The organism is Streptomyces sp. NPDC096136 (assembly GCF_044763325.1).
Lineage (GTDB): Bacteria > Actinomycetota > Actinomycetes > Streptomycetales > Streptomycetaceae > Streptomyces.
This window is the reverse complement of sequence record NZ_JBIWFZ010000014.1, coordinates 165477-183229: the sequence shown is the minus strand read 5'-3', so window position 1 is coordinate 183229 and position 17753 is coordinate 165477. Positions and strand designations below refer to the sequence as shown.

Annotated in this window: 15 protein-coding genes; 9 read left to right on the top strand and 6 right to left on the bottom strand. The window is 74.6% G+C overall.

Annotated features, from left to right (window positions below):
* The first annotated feature begins 24 nt into the window (after positions 1-24).
* The 4 genes from ACIRBY_RS26530 to ACIRBY_RS26515 all read left to right on the top strand — a co-directional run bounded on the left by ACIRBY_RS26530 (position 25) and on the right by ACIRBY_RS26515 (position 2997).
* Positions 25-633: a TetR/AcrR family transcriptional regulator gene (locus tag ACIRBY_RS26530; protein WP_403904822.1), complete on the top strand. Its 609-nt coding sequence runs from the start codon at positions 25-27 to the stop codon at positions 631-633.
* A 10-nt stretch (positions 634-643) separates the two neighbouring features.
* Positions 644-1027 (top strand): VOC family protein, encoded by a 384-nt coding sequence (locus tag ACIRBY_RS26525; RefSeq protein ID WP_403904819.1) that lies wholly within the window; start codon positions 644-646, stop codon positions 1025-1027.
* A gap of 91 nt (positions 1028-1118) precedes the next feature.
* The gene (locus ACIRBY_RS26520) at positions 1119-1547 is read left to right on the top strand and encodes a DUF6234 family protein (RefSeq protein ID WP_403904816.1); all 429 of its coding nucleotides are present in this window, start codon (positions 1119-1121) and stop codon (positions 1545-1547) included.
* Positions 1548-1656: 109 nt separating this feature from the next.
* Positions 1657-2997: an AMP-binding protein gene (locus tag ACIRBY_RS26515; RefSeq protein ID WP_403904814.1), complete on the top strand. Its 1341-nt coding sequence runs from the start codon at positions 1657-1659 to the stop codon at positions 2995-2997.
* 45 nt (positions 2998-3042) lie between these two features.
* Here the strand turns inward: ACIRBY_RS26515 and ACIRBY_RS26510 are convergent, their stop codons facing one another.
* Positions 3043-4863 (bottom strand): serine hydrolase, encoded by a 1821-nt coding sequence (locus ACIRBY_RS26510; protein WP_403904812.1) that lies wholly within the window; start codon positions 4861-4863, stop codon positions 3043-3045.
* Between the two features lie 669 nt (positions 4864-5532).
* On the opposite strand from ACIRBY_RS26510, the gene ACIRBY_RS26505 reads away from it, so the two are divergent.
* Complete coding sequence (locus ACIRBY_RS26505) at positions 5533-6648, top strand: nitronate monooxygenase (protein ID WP_403904810.1); 1116 nt, start codon at positions 5533-5535, stop codon at positions 6646-6648.
* A 5-nt stretch (positions 6649-6653) separates the two neighbouring features.
* Positions 6654-8207 carry an acyl-CoA synthetase gene (locus ACIRBY_RS26500; protein WP_403904807.1) on the top strand — a complete coding sequence of 518 codons (1554 nt, stop codon included), beginning with the start codon at positions 6654-6656 and terminating at the stop codon, positions 8205-8207.
* A gap of 13 nt (positions 8208-8220) precedes the next feature.
* Here the strand turns inward: ACIRBY_RS26500 and ACIRBY_RS26495 are convergent, their stop codons facing one another.
* A complete protein-coding gene (locus ACIRBY_RS26495) occupies positions 8221-8772 on the bottom strand; it encodes a DinB family protein (protein ID WP_403904804.1) in 552 nt (183 codons plus the stop codon).
* Between the two features lie 165 nt (positions 8773-8937).
* Between ACIRBY_RS26495 and ACIRBY_RS26490 the strand changes: the two genes are divergently transcribed.
* Both ACIRBY_RS26490 and ACIRBY_RS26485 read left to right on the top strand, forming a co-directional pair.
* Entirely contained in the window at positions 8938-10044 is a 1107-nt protein-coding gene (locus tag ACIRBY_RS26490; protein ID WP_403904802.1) for a calcium:proton antiporter, read from the top strand.
* A gap of 113 nt (positions 10045-10157) precedes the next feature.
* Positions 10158-11657 (top strand): fatty acyl-CoA synthetase, encoded by a 1500-nt coding sequence (locus ACIRBY_RS26485; RefSeq protein ID WP_403904800.1) that lies wholly within the window; start codon positions 10158-10160, stop codon positions 11655-11657.
* A 51-nt stretch (positions 11658-11708) separates the two neighbouring features.
* Here ACIRBY_RS26485 and ACIRBY_RS26480 read toward each other — a convergent pair whose 3' ends face one another.
* From ACIRBY_RS26480 to paaK, 3 genes are all read right to left on the bottom strand, one after another.
* Positions 11709-12566 (bottom strand): oxidoreductase, encoded by an 858-nt coding sequence (locus ACIRBY_RS26480; RefSeq protein ID WP_403904797.1) that lies wholly within the window; start codon positions 12564-12566, stop codon positions 11709-11711.
* A 70-nt stretch (positions 12567-12636) separates the two neighbouring features.
* A complete protein-coding gene (locus tag ACIRBY_RS26475; protein ID WP_403904795.1) occupies positions 12637-13491 on the bottom strand; it encodes a YhjD/YihY/BrkB family envelope integrity protein in 855 nt (284 codons plus the stop codon).
* Positions 13492-13609: 118 nt separating this feature from the next.
* Positions 13610-14962, bottom strand: a complete 1353-nt coding sequence (gene paaK, locus ACIRBY_RS26470; protein ID WP_403904792.1) for a phenylacetate--CoA ligase PaaK — start codon at positions 14960-14962, stop codon at positions 13610-13612.
* A gap of 117 nt (positions 14963-15079) precedes the next feature.
* Between paaK and ACIRBY_RS26465 the strand changes: the two genes are divergently transcribed.
* On the top strand, positions 15080-15928 hold the full coding sequence (locus ACIRBY_RS26465; protein WP_403904789.1) for an alpha/beta fold hydrolase: 849 nt from the start codon (positions 15080-15082) through the stop codon (positions 15926-15928).
* 176 nt (positions 15929-16104) lie between these two features.
* On the opposite strand, the gene ACIRBY_RS26460 is transcribed toward ACIRBY_RS26465, so the two are convergent.
* Positions 16105-17742 carry an acyl-CoA synthetase gene (locus tag ACIRBY_RS26460; RefSeq protein WP_403904786.1) on the bottom strand — a complete coding sequence of 546 codons (1638 nt, stop codon included), beginning with the start codon at positions 17740-17742 and terminating at the stop codon, positions 16105-16107.
* Between the last annotated feature and the right edge of the window lie 11 nt (positions 17743-17753).

The window sequence follows — 17753 nt, the reverse complement described above, 5'->3', positions numbered from 1 at the left end:
ACTCTACAGTTGTAGAGTGACTCCATGTCCACCCAGGAACCCCCCGCCGCCCCCGAGCCCGCCCCGGACCGCCGGACCCTGATCGCGGACACGGCGATCGGCCTCGTCGCCTCCTCGGGCCTGCGCGGCCTGACGCACCGCGCCGTCGACGGGGCCGCGGGGCTCCCGGCGGGCAGCACCTCGTACTACTTCCGCACCCGGACCGCCCTGATCGCCGCCTGCTACCGGCGGCTGGCCGAGCTGGACGTCGCCGACGGCCCGCGGCACCCGCCCGCCGACCGGGACGGGGCCGCCCGCGCGCTCGGAGCCCTGCTGCACCACTGGCTCACGGCCGGGCGCGAACGCCAGCTGGCGCGCTTCGAGTTGAGCCTGGAGGCCGCGCGGAACCCGGAGCTGGAGCCGGACCTGCGCGAGGCCGGCCTCGCCGTCCGGGCGCGCGCGGTGGCCGTTCTGGCGGCCCTGGGCGCACGGGAGCCGCAGGAATCCGCCGAACTGCTCGCCGCCTGGGCCGACGGCCTGCTCTACGACCGCCTCGCCGGCGCCCTCGCCCACTCCCGCCCGGCCCCGGACCCGGCCGAACTCACTTCCACCGCACGCCGGATGCTCGACGCCGTACTGGACGCGGCCGTCTAGGATCCCCGTCATGATCGCCGATCTGCAGTGCGTCGTGCTCGACTGTCCCGACCCCCTCGAACTCGCCCGCTTCTACGCGGGGTTGCTCGGCGGCGAGGTCAACCGGCCCGACCGGCGCTGGACCTGCGACGACCACTGGGCCACCCTCCACACCCCCGCCGGCGCCGTCCTCGCCTTCCAGCAGGTCCCCGGCCACCGCCCGCCGCGCTGGCCCGACCCGGCCCACCCCCAACAGGCCCACCTCGACCTCGCCGTCGCGGACCTCGACGCCGCCGGACACCAGGTCCTCGCCCTGGGCGCCACCCTCCTCGACGCCACCCCGGAGACCCGCGGCTGGCGCGTCTACGCCGACCCCGCCGGACACCCCTTCTGCCTCATCCGCGAATCCGCCTGAGCACGGCAGCCCCCGGCGCCGCGCCGGTCCGCGGGGGCTCTGAGTACGCGTACTCATGTGCGGCGCAAACCCGCCCCGGCAGGGTGACGGCATGACGCCCCCACCGCTCGACACCCCGCGCCGCCGAAGTCGGCCCTGGTCCCGCCGTACCTCCACCGGCGCGGACGTGACCGTCGCGATCGTGCTGTTCCTTCTCGATGCCGCCGTGTTCGTCTACGGCCTCTTCGGGTACGGCATGGAGGCCTGGGCCGCCCAGGGGGACCAGGAACGGATCGAGGCCGCGGAGCTGGCCGGGCGGGTCTGGATGTCGGGGTCCCTCGTCGTCCTGCTGCTCTTCGCCGTCCTCGCGATGGTGGCGCGGGCCCCCTGGACGGCAGCCTCCCAGCTCCTGGCCGCCGCCGGGGTGGCGGCCCTCCTCGTCCTCGCCCAGCACGACCACGACCGCTCCCACCCCACCCCCGCGCCCCGCCCGGGGCCGGAGTACGTGCCCTGCTACAGCGGCAGCGGCCGGTGCAACTGACGGTTGGACGTTCCGCCGAAGCGGGCCCTCCTCCCTGGTCGGGACGGCGCATTGCCCGAGGAGCGGGCGGCGGCTTGGCTGGTCGGGACCGAGGGGGAGGGACCCGCGCATGACACCGATGCTCGACGGCTGTACGCCCTGGCCGGAGGAGTTCGTCGACCACTACTGGGCGGCCGGGCACTGGCAGGGCAGCACCCTGGACAACCTGCTGCGCGGCTGGGCCCTCCAGTACGGGCCGCGCACCGCGCTCGTGCACGGCGACACGCGCCTCACGTACGCCCAGCTGAACCGGCGCGTGGACCGGATGGCCTCCGGGTTCCGGGGACGCGGGCTGCGGCCCGGGATGCGGGTGGTCGTCCAGCTGCCGAACGTGCCCGAGTTCGTGGTCGCCGCCTTCGCGCTGATGCGCGCCGGACTGGTCCCCGTGTTCTGCCCGGTCGCGTACCGGGAGGCCGAGGTGCCCGAGCTCGTACGGATCACCCAGGCCGTCGGTTACGTCGGCCCCGCGGTCCACCAGGGGTTCGACCACATGGCGATGGCCGCCGGCATCGCGGCCCGATGGCCCTTCCTGCGGCGGGTGTTCACCTACGAGGAGCCGGGCGCCGAGTCCCCGTTCGGCGGCCTCACCACCGACCCGTCGAACTGCCAGTACGCCCCGCTGGGCTCCCTCGACGCCCCGCCCGGGCCGGCGCTGCCGCCGAGCGCGGGCCAGGTGGCGTTCCTGCTGGTCGCCGAGGGGGCCGCGCTGGTCCCGCGGACCCACGACGACTTCGCCTACCAGGCGACGGCCGCGGCCCGGGCGCTGTCGCTCACCGAGGACGACGTGTACCTCGCCGCCCTGCCCGCCTGCTCCGGCCTCGCCCTGGGCGGGCCCGGCGTCATCGGCGCCCTGTCGGCCGGTGCGGCCGTCGTCCTGGCGGACGGTCCGGACCCCGAGGCCTGCCTGCCGGCGCTCGCCCGGGAGCGGGTGAGCGTCACCGCGCTGACCACCGCCGCCGCCCGGTCCTGGCTCGACGCCCTCCCCGCCGCCGGTACCTCCCCCTGCGCCCTGCGGCTCGTGCAGATCGCCGGGACACCCCCGGACCGGGCCGCCGCCGAGCGGCTCGGCACGGCACTGGGGTGCCGCGTCCAGCAGGTGTTCGGCCTGCCGGAGGGCCTGCTCACCCTCACCCGCCCGACCGACCCGGGCGGGGCCGCCCTCGCCACCCACGGCCGTCCGCTCTCGCCCGACGACCAGGTCCGCCTGGTCGACGCCGAGGGCGGCCCCGTCCCCGACGGGGCCCCCGGCGAACTCCTCGCCCGGGGCCCGCACACGGTCCGCGGCTACTACCGAGCCCCCGACCGCGACGCCCGCTCCTTCACCGCCGACGGCTACCTCCGCACCGGCCACCGCGCCCACCGCACCCCGGACGGCGACCTGGTGGTGACCGGCCGCCTCGACGCGGACTGACCGGGGCGGCTCACCGGCGCGCCGAAGGCCCCCGGGCCCCGGTCGCTAGTCGGCCGAGCGGGTCCAGCCCGTGGCTTCGAGGCGGGTGGCGTCGCGGGGGCGGTCCTCGGAGAAGAGGAGGGCGCGGGGTTCGGAGACGCGGATGACGTCCACGTAGACGCCCCGGCCCACGTAGCGGCCCGTCGCGGCATGACGGAAGCGGAGTCTGACCTCGCGGCCCGCCCAGGCGGGGAGGGGGGCCTCCAGCCGGTGCCAGATGCGGCCCGACCAGCCGCCCGCCGAGCCCTCCGGCCACTGCTCCGGCGCGCCGCCCGTGGTGCGCACCGTCGAGAAGGGGACGGGCTGCCAGGCGGTTCCGTCCGCGGAGGCCTCCAGGTGGAAGGCCCCGGCGCCGGGCACGGTGTCCCACCAGACCGCGCAGCGCAGGCGCGCCCCGTCGGTGGCGGGGGTCAGCGGGGGGAGGGTGAGGGTGCCCGAGCCGCCGGTCTCCATGCCGGAGAACCAGGCCGGGCCGCCGTGCCTCGTACGGACGGGCACGGCCCGGGCGAAGCGGTTGCCGGTGGCCACGCGGGGTGCGCTGCCGGCCCGCCAGGTGCGTACGGGGTGCACGGAGTTGCCGAGCAGGACGAGGAAGGAGTCGGTGGAGGGGTCGAGCACCAGGGAGGTGCCGGTGAAGCCGGTGTGCCCGGCGGAATGCGGGGTGGCCAGCGCGCCCATGTACCAGTGCTGGTAGAGCTCGAAGCCGAGGCCGTGGTCGTCGCCGGGGAAGGCGGTGTTGTAGTCGGTGAAGAGGAGCTCCACGGACGCGGGGCGCAGGATGCGGCGGCCCGCGTAGACCCCGCCGTCGAGGAGGGCGCGGGAGAGGACGGCCAGGTCCCAGGCCGTGCCGAAGACGCCGGCGTGGCCCGCGACCCCGCCGAGGGCGTGCGCGTTCTCGTCGTGGACCTCGCCCCACACCAGGCCCCGGTCCAGTCCCGACCACGGCGGTCGCTGCACCTCGGTGGCGGCGACGGCGCGGCGCCAGGCGCGCGGGGGGTTGTAGCGCGTGCGGTGCATTCCGAGCGGAGCGGTGATCTCGTCGTGCACCAGGGTGTCCAGGGTGCGTCCCGTGATGCGTTCCAGGAGGAGCTGGAGCGTGATGAGGTTGAGGTCCGAGTAGCGGTAGACCGTGCCGGGGGTGTCCTGGGGCCGCACCGACCACAGCAGCCTCAACTGACCCTCGCGGGTGGACTCCTGGTAGAAGGGCGCCCAGGAGCGCAGGCCCGAGGTGTGCGTGAGCAGCTGCCGGACGGTGACGGCCTCCTTGCCGCCGCCCGTGAACTCGGGCAGGTAGCGGTCGACGGGCGCCTCCAGCTCCAGCCGTCCCCGCTCCATCTGCTGCACGGCGACGACGGAGGTGAACAGCTTGCTCAGGGAGGCGAGGTCGAAGACGGTGTCCTCGGCCATCGCGATCCGCTCGGCGGCGGGGAACTCCCGGGGCCGGTCGGTGCGGCCGTCGTAGTCGGCGTACCGGACGGCGTCCCCCATGGCCCGGTGCAGGGCGACCGTGCGGCCCCGCCCCGCGAGGACCACGGCCCCGGCGTAGTAGGGGTGTTCGGGGGAGGGGCCGAGGAAGCGCCGGGCCTCCTCCGCCACGCCCTCCAGGTGCCGCTCCAGCAGCCCGGCCTGCCGCGCGGACCCGTACCGCAGACGCAGCCCCTGCAGGGCCCGTCGCTCGGCCGCCCCGGCGGAGCCGCCGGGCAGGGCCGCATGCAGCACGAACACCCCGCCGAGCGCGAGCAGCCGCGCCCCGAGCCCCCGCCGGCTGGGCCCCGGACCGGACTCCGGCTCCCCTTCGGCGCCGGCCCGGCTCCCGTCCGCACGCATGCGCGCAGCCCCGGCCGCTCCGGCCCCGGTCCCGCCCGATCCACCGCCTACGGCTACGCCCCCGACCGCCGTCCCCGTCCCGTCCTCGGTCCTGGGCTCCGGCCTCGGTCCGACCGCCGTCCCCGTCCCGTCCTCGGTCCTGGCCCCCGGCCTCGCCCCGGCTGTGGTCCCCGTCCCGTCCTCGGTCCTGGCCCCCGGCCTCGCGTCGGTTGCCGTCACCGCTTCTGACCCGTCCTCGGCCGCGGCCCCCGGCTTCGCCCCGGCCCCGGTGGTCGCCCCGGTCCTGGCTTCGGCCTCCACACCGGTTCCGGCCCCCGCGCCGGCCGTCGTCCCGGTTCCCACCGCGGCCGCCGTCGTGCGGGCCCCCGTGCAGTGCGTCATGATCGGTCCTCCTCTCCGCTCCCAACCGCCCCGTCCTGCGCCGCTCGTCCGCCCCCGGCCGTCGGCCGGCCGCTCGCGGGCCCGCGTCGGCCGGGGCTCCCGGGCCGTGACGCCCGCGCGGCGCGGGCCGGGGGCCCCGATCCGCCGCGGCCCGCCGCTGGCGATCCGCACGCTACTGGGTATCTGCCCGTCCGCCGCGCACCCTCCGCACGGGCCGGGCCGCAAGAATCTGACACCGCATCAGAAAATCTCTTCCCTCGGCCGCCCCGCTGCGGCATCCTCACGCCCATGGAGACGGAGCTCAGCAAGAAACTGGGAGTCGAGCACGCCATCTTCGGCTTCACGCCCTTCCCGGCGGTCGCCGCGGCCATCACCCGCGCCGGCGGGTTCGGCGTCCTCGGGGCGGTCCGCTACACCGCCCCCGACGACCTCGCGCGCGACCTCGACTGGATGCAGGCGCACACCGACGGCATGCCCTACGGCCTCGACGTCGTCATGCCCGCCAAGAAGGCCGTCGACGGCATCGGCGAGGCCGAGATCGAGGCGATGATCCCGCCCGGCCACCGGGCCTTCGTCCGCGACACCCTCGCCAAGCACCACGTCCCCGTGCTCGCCGAGGGAGAGGCATCCGGCTGGCGGATCACCGGCTGGATGGAGCAGGTCGCCCGCAGCCAGCTCGACGTCGCCTTCGACTACCCCATCAAACTCCTGGCGAACGCCCTCGGTTCCCCGCCCGCCGACGTCATCGCGCGCGCCCACGACCACGGCGTCCTCGTCGCCGCCCTCGCCGGCAGCGCCAAGCACGCCCGCCGGCACGCCGAAGCCGGCATCGACATCGTCGTCGCCCAGGGCTACGAGGCCGGCGGCCACACCGGCGACATCGCCACCATGGTCCTGGTCCCCGAGATCGCCGAGGCCGTCTCCCCGCTCCCCGTCCTCGCCGCCGGAGGCATCGGCAGCGGCGAGCAGATCGCCGCCGGGCTCGCCCTCGGCGCCCAGGGCGTCTGGCTGGGCTCCCTCTGGCTCACCACCACCGAGGCCGAACTCCACTCCCGCGCCCTCACCGAGAAACTCCTCGCCGCCGGCTCCGGCGACACCGTCCGCTCCCGCGCCCTCACCGGCAAACCCGCCCGCCAGCTGCGCACCGAGTGGACCGACGCCTGGGACGACCCGGCCGGCCCCGGCGCCCTCCCCATGCCCCTCCAGGGCCTGCTCGTCGCCGAGGCCGTCTCCCGGATCCAGAAGTACGAGGTCCGCCCGCTGCTCGGCACCCCCGTCGGCCAGATCGTCGGCCGGATGAACAGCGAACGCAGCGTCCAGGCCGTCTTCGACGAGCTCACCGGCGGCTTCGAGCGCGCCGTCGACCGCATCGACCGCATCGCCGGCCGGTCCCGAGAGGTGTGATCAGCATGAGTGACCAGCCCCCCAACGGGTTCTGGGCGCAGGCCGCCGCCGACCCCGGGCGCACCGTCCTCGTCGCCCCCGACGGCGAGGAGTGGACCGCCGGACGGCTGCACGCCGACGTCAACCGCCTCGTCCACGGCCTGCGCGCCGCGGGCCTGGAGCGGGGCGACGTCTTCGCCGTCGTCCTGCCCAACGGCGTCGAGTTCCTCACCGCCTACCTCGCCGCCTCCCAGGCCGGCTTCTACCTCGTCCCCGTCAACCACCACCTCGTCGGCCCCGAGATCGCCTGGATCGTCTCCGACTCCGGCGCCAAGGTCCTCATCGCCCACGAGCGCTTCGCCGGGGCCGCCACCGCCGCGGCCGACGAGGCGGGACTCCCGGGGGAGCGCCGCTACGCCGTCGGAGCGGTCCCGGGCTTCCGCCCGTACGCCGAACTCCTCGACGGGCGGAGCGCGCAGCCCCCCGCCGACCGGACCCTCGGCTGGGTCATGAACTACACCTCCGGCACCACCGGACGCCCGCGCGGCATCCGCCGCCCGCTGCCCGGCAAGCTCCCGGAGGAGACGTACCTCGGCGGGTTCCTCGGCATCTTCGGCATCCGCCCCTTCGACGGCAACGTCCACCTCGTCTGCTCGCCGCTCTACCACACCGCCGTGCTCCAGTTCGCGGGCGCGTCCCTGCACATCGGCCACCCGCTGGTCCTGATGGACAAGTGGGGACCCGAGGAGATGCTGCGCCTGATCGACCGGCACGCCTGCACGCACACCCACATGGTGCCCACCCAGTTCCACCGCCTCCTCGCCCTCCCGCAGGAGACCAGGGACGCCTATGACGTGTCCTCCATGCGGCACGCCATCCACGGCGCCGCCCCCTGCCCCGACCACGTCAAACGGGCGATGATCGACTGGTGGGGCCGGTGCGTGGAGGAGTACTACGCGGCCAGCGAGGGCGGCGGGGCCTTCGCCACCGCCGAGGACTGGCTGAAGAAGCCGGGAACCGTCGGCAGGGCCTGGCCGATCAGCGAGCTCGCCGTCTTCGACGACGACGGCAACCGGCTGCCGGCCGGCGAGCTCGGCACCGTCTACATCAAGATGAACACGGGCGGCTTCAGCTACCACAAGGACGAGGGCAAGACCCGCAAGAACCGCATCGGCGACTTCTTCACCGTCGGCGACCTCGGCCTCCTCGACGAGGAGGGCTACCTCTTCCTCCGCGACCGCAAGATCGACATGATCATCTCGGGCGGGGTGAACATCTACCCGGCCGAGATCGAGTCCGCCCTCCTCACCCATCCGGCGGTGGCGGACGCCGCGGCCTTCGGCATCCCGCACGAGGGCTGGGGCGAGGAGGTCAAGGCGGTCGTCGAGCCCGCCGAGGGCTTCGAGGCGGGCGAGGCGCTGGCCGACGAGATCCTGCGCCACTGCGAGGGCCGGCTGGCCGGCTACAAGCGCCCGAAGTCGGTCGACTTCATCGAGGCGATGCCCCGCGACCCCAACGGCAAGCTCTACAAGCGCCGGCTGCGCGACCCCTACTGGGAGGGCCGCGAGCGCGCGGTGTGAGGAGCCCCTCCCGTCACATCCCGACGGCCCCGTCGATCCGCTCCCGCAGCAGATCGGCGTGGCCGTTGTGCCGCGCGTACTCCTCGATCATGTGGATCAGCACCCACCGCAGCGACACCTTCCCCCGCCAGGGGTCCTCGCCCTCGACGTCCAGCCCGGGGGCCCCGGCGGCGAACCGGTCCGCGAACTCCACCTCGTGGCGCCACGCCGCCCAGGCCTCCTCCACGGCCCCGGGAGCGGACCCCGCGCCGTCGAAGTCCCCGTCCGGGTCGGCGGCCGAGGAGAAGCGCGGCCGCACGTCCTGCCCGGCGAGCACCTTCCGGAACCATTTCCGCTCCATGTCGGCCAGATGGCGGACGATGCCGAGCAGCGAGAGGGTCGAGGGCTCCACCGACCGCCGGGACAACTCCGCGCCCAGTCCTGCGCACTTCAGCTCCAGCGTCGTGCGCTGGGCCGCCAGCACGGACAGCAGCATCGGCCGCTCGTCGCCCGTCGCGGGACCGTCGAACCGGCCCTCGCTCCCCTCGGCCCCGATGAGTTCCGCTCTTCTCGTACGGCTCGTCATGTACGGATCATGTGCCACCCGGAGGGTCCTGCGGAAGCCCCCGGCCGTTCGGCGCCGGACCCGACCGGGAGCACAGGTCCGAAATTTCGTGAGAAAACCCACTCCGGGGCCCCGGACGCGCGCCTCACGCCGCACCCGGGCGGCCGGTCTGGCAACTTGGCAGACATGAGTACGGCGACGCACCGATCCCCCCTGACCGACTGGACCTTCCTGGTCCCCGTGGTGGCGCTCTTCGCGCTCGTCCTCAGCTGGGGCCGCGACCTGCCCGGCCCCCTGGTGGCCCTGGTCGCCCTCTGCCTCGCGGGCGCGGTCCTCGCGGCCGTCCACCACGCCGAGGTCATCGCCCTCCGGGTGGGCGAGCCCTTCGGCTCGCTCGTCCTCGCCGTCGCCGTCACCGTCATCGAAGTGGCCCTGATCGTCACCCTGATGGCCGACGGCGGCGACAAGACCGCCTCCCTCGCCCGGGACACGGTCTTCGCCGCCGTGATGATCACCTGCAACGGCATCGTCGGCCTGTCCCTGCTCGTGGGGGCCCTGCGCAACCGGGTGGCCGTGTTCAACGCGGAGGGCTCCGGTGCGGCCCTGGCCACCGTCGCGACCCTCGCCACGCTCAGCCTGGTCCTGCCGACCTTCACCACGAGCAAGCCCGGCCCCGAGTTCTCCAGCCCCCAGCTGGCCTTCGCGGCCGTGGCCTCCCTGGCCCTGTACGGGCTGTTCATCGCCGTCCAGACGGTCCGCCACCGGGACTACTTCCTGCCCGTGGCCACCGAGAGCACCCCGGCCGGCGGCGGCGAGGAGCACGCCGCACCGCCCACCATCCGCGCCACCCTGGCCAGCCTCGGCCTGCTGTTCGTCGCCCTCGTCGCGGTCGTCGGCGACGCCAAGTCCGTCTCCCCGACCATCGAGAAGGGCGTCGCCGAAGCCGGGCTGCCGCAGGCCGTCGTCGGTGTGATCATCGCCCTGCTCGTCCTGCTCCCCGAGACCCTCGCCGCCGTCCGCGCCGCCCGCCGCGACCGGGTCCAGACCAGCCTCAACCTGGGCTACGGCTCCGCCATCGCCAGCATCGGCCTGACCATCCCCGCCATCGCCCTCGCCTCCGTCTGGCTGAAGGGGCCCCTGCTGCTCGGCCTCGGGCCCACCCACATGGTGCTGCTGGCGCTGACCGTGGTGGTCGGCGCCCTGACGATCGTCCCCGGCCGCGCCACCCTCCTCCAGGGCGGGGTGCACCTCGTCATCCTCGCCGCCTACCTCTTCCTCGCCGTCAGCCCGTAGCGGACCGTCAGCCGTGGCGCGCCGTCAGCCGTGGCGCGCCGGCGGCCGGGAGGGCGCCGGCGGACGCGGACGCCGATCTTGACCCGGCCGCGCGGCGGCGCGAGGATCGCGCCATGACGGCAGTACGGCACCACACGGTCGACGGACTGGTACGGGCCTCCGCGCGGCGGCACCCCGGCAGGACGGCCCTCCGCTACCGCGAGCGGACCTGGACGTACGCGGAACTCGACGCGGCGGTCTCGGCCGGGGCCGCCGTGCTGCGGGAGCGGTACGGGCTCGCCGCCGGCGACCGGGTCGCGACCTTCGCCCACAACTCCGACGCCTACCCCATCGCCTTCCTCGCCTGCGCCCGCGCCGGCCTCGTCCACGTCCCGGTCAACCAGAACCTCACCGGCGGGGACCTCGCGCACCTCCTCGGCGACAGCGGGAGCGCCCTGGTCCTCGCCGACCCCGGCCTGGCCGACCGGGTCCCCGACGGGTACCCCGTGCGGGTGCTGCGCGACGCACCCGGATCCTTCCTGGCCGCCTCGGCCGAACCGCTCCCCTTCGAGCCCTCCGCCGACGCCTCCGCGGTGGTGCAGCTGCTGTACACCTCGGGCACCACGGCCCTGCCCAAGGGCGCGATGATGACCCACCGGGCACTGGCGCACGAGTACGAGAGCGCGATCGCCGCCCTGGACCTGGCGGAGGGGGACCGGCCCGTCCACTCCCTGCCGCTCTACCACTCGGCGCAGATGCACGTGTTCCTGCTGCCGTACCTGGCGGTGGGCGCGGACAACACCGTCCTGGACGGGCCGGCGGCCGAGGAGGTCTTCGACCTGGTGGAGGCGGGCCGCGCGGACAGCCTCTTCGCACCGCCGACCGTGTGGATCGCCCTGGCCGGCCACCCCCAGTTCGGGGAGCGGGAGCTCGGCGCGCTGCGCAAGGCCTACTACGGGGCGTCGATCATGCCGGTCCCGGTACTGGAGCGGCTGCGGCAGCGGCTGCCGGGGCTGGCGTTCTACAACTGCTTCGGGCAGAGCGAGATCGGCCCGCTGGCCACGGTCCTGGGACCGCACGAGCACGAGGGGCGCATGGAGTCCTGCGGGCGACCGGTGGCGCACGTGGAGGCGAAGGTGGTCGACGAGGCCGGGGCGGAGGTCGCGGACGGGACGCCGGGGGAGGTCGTGTACCGCTCGCCACAGCTGTGCCTGGGCTACTGGAACGATCCGGAGGCCACGGACAGGGCCTTCCGGGACGGCTGGTTCCGCTCCGGCGACCTCGCGGTACGCGACGAGGAGGGGTACTTCACCGTCGTGGACCGGGTCAAGGACGTCATCAACTCCGGCGGGGTGCTGGTGGCCTCCCGGCAGGTGGAGGACGTGCTCTACACCCACCCGGGGGTGGCCGAGGCGGCCGTGGTGGGGCTGCCGGACGAGCGGTGGATCGAGGCGGTCACGGCCGTGGTCGTCCCGCGCGGGGAGGTCACCGAGTCCGAGCTGATGGCCTACGCCCGCGAGCGGCTCGCCCACTTCAAGGCCCCGAAGCGGGTCCTGTTCGTGGAGGCCCTGCCGCGCAACGCCAGCGGGAAGATCCTCAAACGCGAACTCCGCGACCGCCTGGGCAGCTCCTGACACCCCGCCGGCCGGGCCCCGCGGAGGGGACCCGGCCGGCGGGCGAGCGGGTCAGGCGTCGAAGTCCGTGCCGCGGCTGACGGACTCCCAGGTACGGGCCTCCTCGCGGGCCGCGTCGGAGTGGGCGAGGATCGCGTCGAAGGCGTCGTTGCCCAGGGCGAGCCGCAGCGGGGTGTCCTCCGCGTCCAGCGCGGCCAGGATCGCGGCGGCGGCCTTGACCGGGTCACCGGGCTGCCTGCCGTCGCTGTCGGGCAGTCCCGTGCGCACCGCGCCGACGGTGTCCGCGTAGGCGGGCAGGACGGCCGCCGACTGCTGGAGCGCGGCGCCGCCCGCGAAGCCCGTGCGGAAGGACCCGGGCTCCACGATCAGCGTCTTGATCCCGAAGGCCGCGACCTCGCCCCGCAGCGCCTCGGTGAGGCCCTCCAGCGCGAACTTGGTCGCCGAGTACGCGCCGACGCCCGGGAAGGACAGCCGTCCGCCCATGCTGCTCATCTGCACGATCGCACCGGACTTGCGCTCGCGCATGTGCGGCAGCACGGCGCGGATCAGCGCGGCGGGGCCGAAGAAGTGCAGCTCCATCAGGTCGCGGAGTTCGGCCTCGGAGGTCTCCTCCACCGCCCCGATCAGACCGCGGCCGGCGTTGTTGACGAGGACGTCGATCCGGCCGAACCGCTCCACGGCCTCGGTGACCACCGCGTCGACGCGCGCCGCGTCCGTCACGTCCGCCGCGACCGGTACGAGCCGCTCCGGGTGGGCGGCCGCGAGTTCGTCGAGCGCGGCGGGCCGGCGGGCCGCCGCGACGACCGTGTCCCCGGCCGCGAGCGCGGCCTCCGCCAGCGTCCGCCCGAAGCCCGAGGAAGCCCCGGTGATCAGCCAGACCCGGCCGGCGGCGAGATCCTGTGCAGACATCAATCCCCCTGATATCCAACGGTGTTGTGGGTGTACGGGCGTGATCCTGCCATGCGTCCGGCCGCCGTGCTCACTCCTGTCCCGCATCCTGGGAAGGGCCGTCGCCGGAGTCGAGGACTCCGTCCGCCCGCAGCCGCCGCAGGGTGCGGTGCTCGTGGACCAGACGGCCCACCAGTGCCCCGCCGTAGACCACGAAGCCGACGCCGACCAGCCACGACTGGACGACCAGCAGCGTGCCGAACGGGCCGTACGTCACGGCGTTCGAGGCGATCAGCGGGGAGAACACCAGCTGCGAGAAGATGCGCAGGCCCAGCAGGCCGAGGGTGGTGGCGACCGCCCCGGGGAACAGGGCGGCCCAGCGCACCCGCCCGCCCAGCAGCAGCCGCCCGGAGCCCCAGAAGAACAGGCAGGTGCCGACCATGTCGCTGACGGTGCCGAGGAGGGTGCCCGCCGCGTTGGGGGAGGGCGGGGGGATGCCGACCAGCAGCGCCAGGTAGCAGACCAGCAGGGCCAGCCACACGACGTGCCGCCACATGGTGTGCCAGCGGGCCGTCGGCAGGTCCCACACCTTCTCGTAGCCGGTCTGCACGGCGGAGCCGAACGTCAGGCCGAACACCGCGAGCGCCGCCAGCCCGAAGGCGGTGGTCCGCTCCAGCGCCAGGTCGGCCGCCCCGAAGAGCATCTCGACCTTGGCCCGGGAGGCCGCGGTGACCCCGAGGGCCTGGCCCAGCCAGCGGCCGAAGCCCGAACCGCTGCCCGGCGCGGCCGCCGCCACCACCACCAGCAGCGGCACCAGGGTGAGGAAGCCGAGGGCGGCGAAGCCCATGGCCCGGTGCATCAGCTCGATCTCGCGGCCCCGGCTCCAGGCCAGCCCGGCGGGGGAGCCCAGGAACCGGTCGTGCAGCTGCCGGAGGGTCGAGGTCACACCCCATCCCCTACCCGGACGGCCCCGCCGGGTCCCGGAAGCCGCGCCGAAGTGGGGCCGAAGGGGTGGCTCCCCGCCGGCCGGCGGGGACGAGCCGGGAGGGCCGCCCCGTCGCGCCTCAGCCCTCCCCGGCGCCCTCCCGGGCCTCGCGCAGGTCCTTCACCCGCTTGATCTTGCCGACCGAGCGCTCCAGGGTCTCCGGCTCCACCACCTCCACCCCGACGGACACCCCGACGCCCTCCTTGACCGCGCGCGCCAGCTCCGCTGCCGCCGCCCGCCGCTGCCCGGCATCGGCCTCCCGGCGCGCCTCCACCCGCACCGTGAGGGCGTCCATGCGCCCCTGCCGGGTCAGCCGGAGCTGGAAGTGGGGGGCCAGGGCGGGGATGCGCAGGAGTATCTCCTCGATCTGGGTCGGATAGAGGTTCACCCCGCGCAGGATGATCATGTCGTCGCTGCGGCCCGTCACCTTCTCCATCCGGCGGAAGGCGGGCCGCGCGGTGCCCGGCAGCAGCCGCGTCAGGTCCCGGGTGCGGTAGCGGATCAGGGGCATCGCCTCCTTGGTGAGGGAGGTGAACACCAGCTCGCCGAGCTCGCCGTCCGGCAGCACCGCCCCGGTCAGCGGGTCGATCACCTCCGGGTAGAAGTGGTCCTCCCAGATGTGCAGCCCGTCCTTGTGCGAAGCGAACTCCTGGGCCACGCCCGGTCCCGTGACCTCCGACAGGCCGTAGATGTCGACGGCGTCGATGCCGAGCCGGTCCTCGATCTCCCGGCGCATCTCCTCGGTCCAGGGCTCCGCGCCGAAGACGCCCGTCCGCAGGGAGGTCGAGCGCGGGTCCACACCCTGGCGCTCCATCTCGTCGAGCAGGGTGAGCATGTAGGAGGGGGTCACCATGATGACCTCCGGCCGCAGGTCCTGGATCAGCCTGACCTGGCGGTCCGTCATCCCCCCGGAGGCGGGGACGACCGTGCACCCCAGCCGCTCCGCGCCGTAGTGGGCGCCGAGGCCCCCGGTGAACAGGCCGTACCCGTACGCGATGTGCACGATCTGCCCCGGCCGGGCGCCCGCCGCGCGCAGCGACCGCGCGACCACGTCGGCCCAGGTGGCGAGGTCCCCGTCGGTGTAGCCCACTACCGTCGGCCGGCCGGTGGTGCCGCTGGAGGCGTGCAGTCGGCGGACGTCGGGGCGGGGGACGGCGAACATCCCGAAGGGGTACTGGCCGCGCAGGTCCGCCTTGGTGGTCAGCGGGAAGAGCGCGAGATCGGCCAGGGAGCGGCAGTCGTCGGGATGCACCCCCGCCTTGTCGAAGGCCTCCTGGTAGAAGGGCACGCGGTCGTAGACCCGGTGCAGGGTAGCCCGGAGCCGCTTGAGCTGGAGCGCCGCCAGCTCGTCGCGGCCGAGCCGCTCTCCTTCGTCGCCGTCGGCGGCCCCGTCGGGACCGCCGTGATCGTCGAGATCCGTGTACGCCGCCATTGCCGTCACCTCATCAAGGACCGACCCAATCCAACCGAACGTTCATTCGGTAGAGTGCCGGACCCCGACCCGCAAATCAATGACTCGAACGAGTGATCGTCTGTTGGGATGGGGTCCATGCATGTATTCACCACCTACGACGGAACCGAACTCGCCCACCACGTCCAGGGTGACGGCGAACCGCTGGTCTGCCTGCCCGGCGGGGCCATGCGGGCGTCCCGCTACCTCGGCGACCTCGGCGGGCTGGCCTCCGGGCGCCGGCTGATCCGCCTCGACCTGCGCGGCACGGGCGACTCCGCGCTCCCGGCGGACGAGTCCACGTACCGCGCCGACCACCAGGTCGCGGACGTCGAGGCGCTCCGCCTCCACCTGGGCCTGGAGCGCATGGACCTGCTGGGCCACTCGGCGGCCGGAAGCCTCGCCATGATGTACGCGGGCGCGCACCCCGAGCGGGTGGGCCGCCTCGTCCTGGTCACCCCCGTCCCCTGGGCGGCCGGCCTCCCCGTCACCGCCGAACAGCGCCTGGGCGCGGCCCGGCTGAGGGCGGGCCGCGAACCGTACGACACGGCGATGGAGGCCTACGGGCGGATCCTCGCGGGCGCGGACCGGGACGGCGACTGGGACCTCACGGCCCCGCTCTTCCACGGGCGCTGGGACGCGGCCGCCCGGGCCCTTCACGCGGCCGGGGCGGCCGAGCGCAACGCGAAGGCCTCCCTCGCCTTCGCGGGCGAGGGGGCCTTCGACCCGCCGGCCCTCCGCGCCGCGCTGGCGCGGTTCACGGGGGAGGTGCTGGTCCTGGCGGGCGAGCTGGACGGCAGCCCGCCGCCGGAGGTCGCGGCGGAACTGGCGCGGCTCTTCCCCGCCGGGGTCCTCGACGTCCAGCCCGGCGCCGCGCACTTCCCCTGGCTGGACGACGGCCCCCGCTTCGCCGCCCGCGTCGAACGCTTCCTGGCCACGGGGGCGTGACGGGGGCCTGGCGGGGGCCTGACGGGGCCTGGCGGGGCCTGGCGGACGCCTGACGGGGCCTGGCGGGGGTCTGGCGGGGTCGGGCAGGGGTGAACCGGGGCCCGGCCCCCGCCGACCCGCCGGGTGCGGGCGGCGCGGGGGCGCCCGTCCGTGTCCGGCGCCCGCTCCGGCCGCCCCTATCCCCGCCCCGCCGCATCCGCCTCGGTGGCCACCGCCTTCGCCCAGCGGTAGTCCGCCTTGCCGCTCGGCGAGCGCTCGATGGACGGGGCGATCACCAGCTGGCGCGGGATCTTGTACCCCGCCAGCCGCGTCCGGCAGTGCCGCTGGATCTCGTCCAGCGAGGGCTCCGGCGCGCCCGCCCGCACCTGCACCACCGCGGCCACACGGCTGCCCCAGGTCGGGTCGGGGACGCCGGCGACCAGGGCGTCGTACACGTCCGGATGGGACTTCAGCGCCTGCTCGACCTCCTCCGGATACACCTTCTCGCCACCGGTGTTGATGCACTGCGAACCGCGCCCGAGGACGGTGACGATGCCCTCCTCGTCGACCGTCGCCATGTCACCCAGCAGCACCCACCGCTCCGCGCCCTTCCGGAAGAAGGTCTCGGCCGTCTTCACCGGGTCGTTGTAGTAGCCCAGCGGAACGTGCCCGCGCTGGGCGAGGCGCCCCGGCACACCCACCGCCACCGGCTCGTGCGTCACCGGGTCCACCACCTGCGTACGGTCGTTGACCTGGAGCCGGAACCCCTTCTCCGGTCCGGAGTCGTCCGTGGCCCGCCCGTTCGAACCCGACTCGGACGAACCGAAGTTGTTCAGCAGCACCACGTTCGGCACCAGCCGCCGGAACTCGGCGCGCACCGATTCCGACATGATCGCCCCCGAGGAGGAGACGCTGAACAGCGAGGAGAGGTCCGTCCCCTTCAGCGGTCCGTTCAGGGCGTCGATCAGCGGTCGGAGCATCGCGTCGCCCACCAGCGACACGCTCGACACCTTCTCCTTCTCGATCGTGCGCAGCACCTCCTCGGGGACGTACTTGCGGTGGATCACCACCCGCTGCCCGTAGTTGAAGGCGATGAACGAGGTCAGCGTCGACGTTCCGTGCATCAGCGGGGGAGCGGGGAAGAAGGTGAGCCCCGCGCCCCGCGCCGCGACCCGCTCGGCCAGCTCCTCCGGGCGCTTGACCGGCTCCCCCGAGGGCTCGCCGCCGAACAGGCCCGCGAAGAACAGGTCCTCGGCCCGCCACATGACCCCCTTGGGCATGCCGGTCGTGCCGCCGGTGTAGATGATGAACAGGTCGTCGGGGCTGCGCGGCGGGAACCCGCGCTCCGGCGACCCGGCCGCCTCGGCGTCCGCGTACGCCACGGGCGCGATCGCCGGCTCCGGCGCGCCCGGCGGCGTGGCGCCGACCCGGACCAGGTGGCGCAGCCCCGGCGTCTGCGGCAGCGCCGCCGCGACCCGCTCCGTGAACTCGCCCTCGAAGACGAGCGCGGCCAGGTCGGCGTCGTTGTAGAGGTAGACGAGCTCCTCCTCCACGTAGCGGTAGTTGACGTTCACCGGCACGAGCCGCGCCTTGAGGCAGGCCAGCACGGTCTGGAGGTACTCGACGCCGTTGTAGAGGTGCAGCCCCACGTGCTCGCCGGGCGCCAGGCCGCTGTCCGCCAGGTGGTGCGCGACGCGGTTCGCGGCCGCGTCCAGCTCCGCGTACGTCAGGCGGCGCTCGGCGCCGGTCCCGGGGTGGTCGACGTACACCAGGGCCTCGCGGTCGGGGACCACGTCCACGACCGATTCGAACAGGTCGGCAAGGTTGTACTCCACCGTTCCTCCTC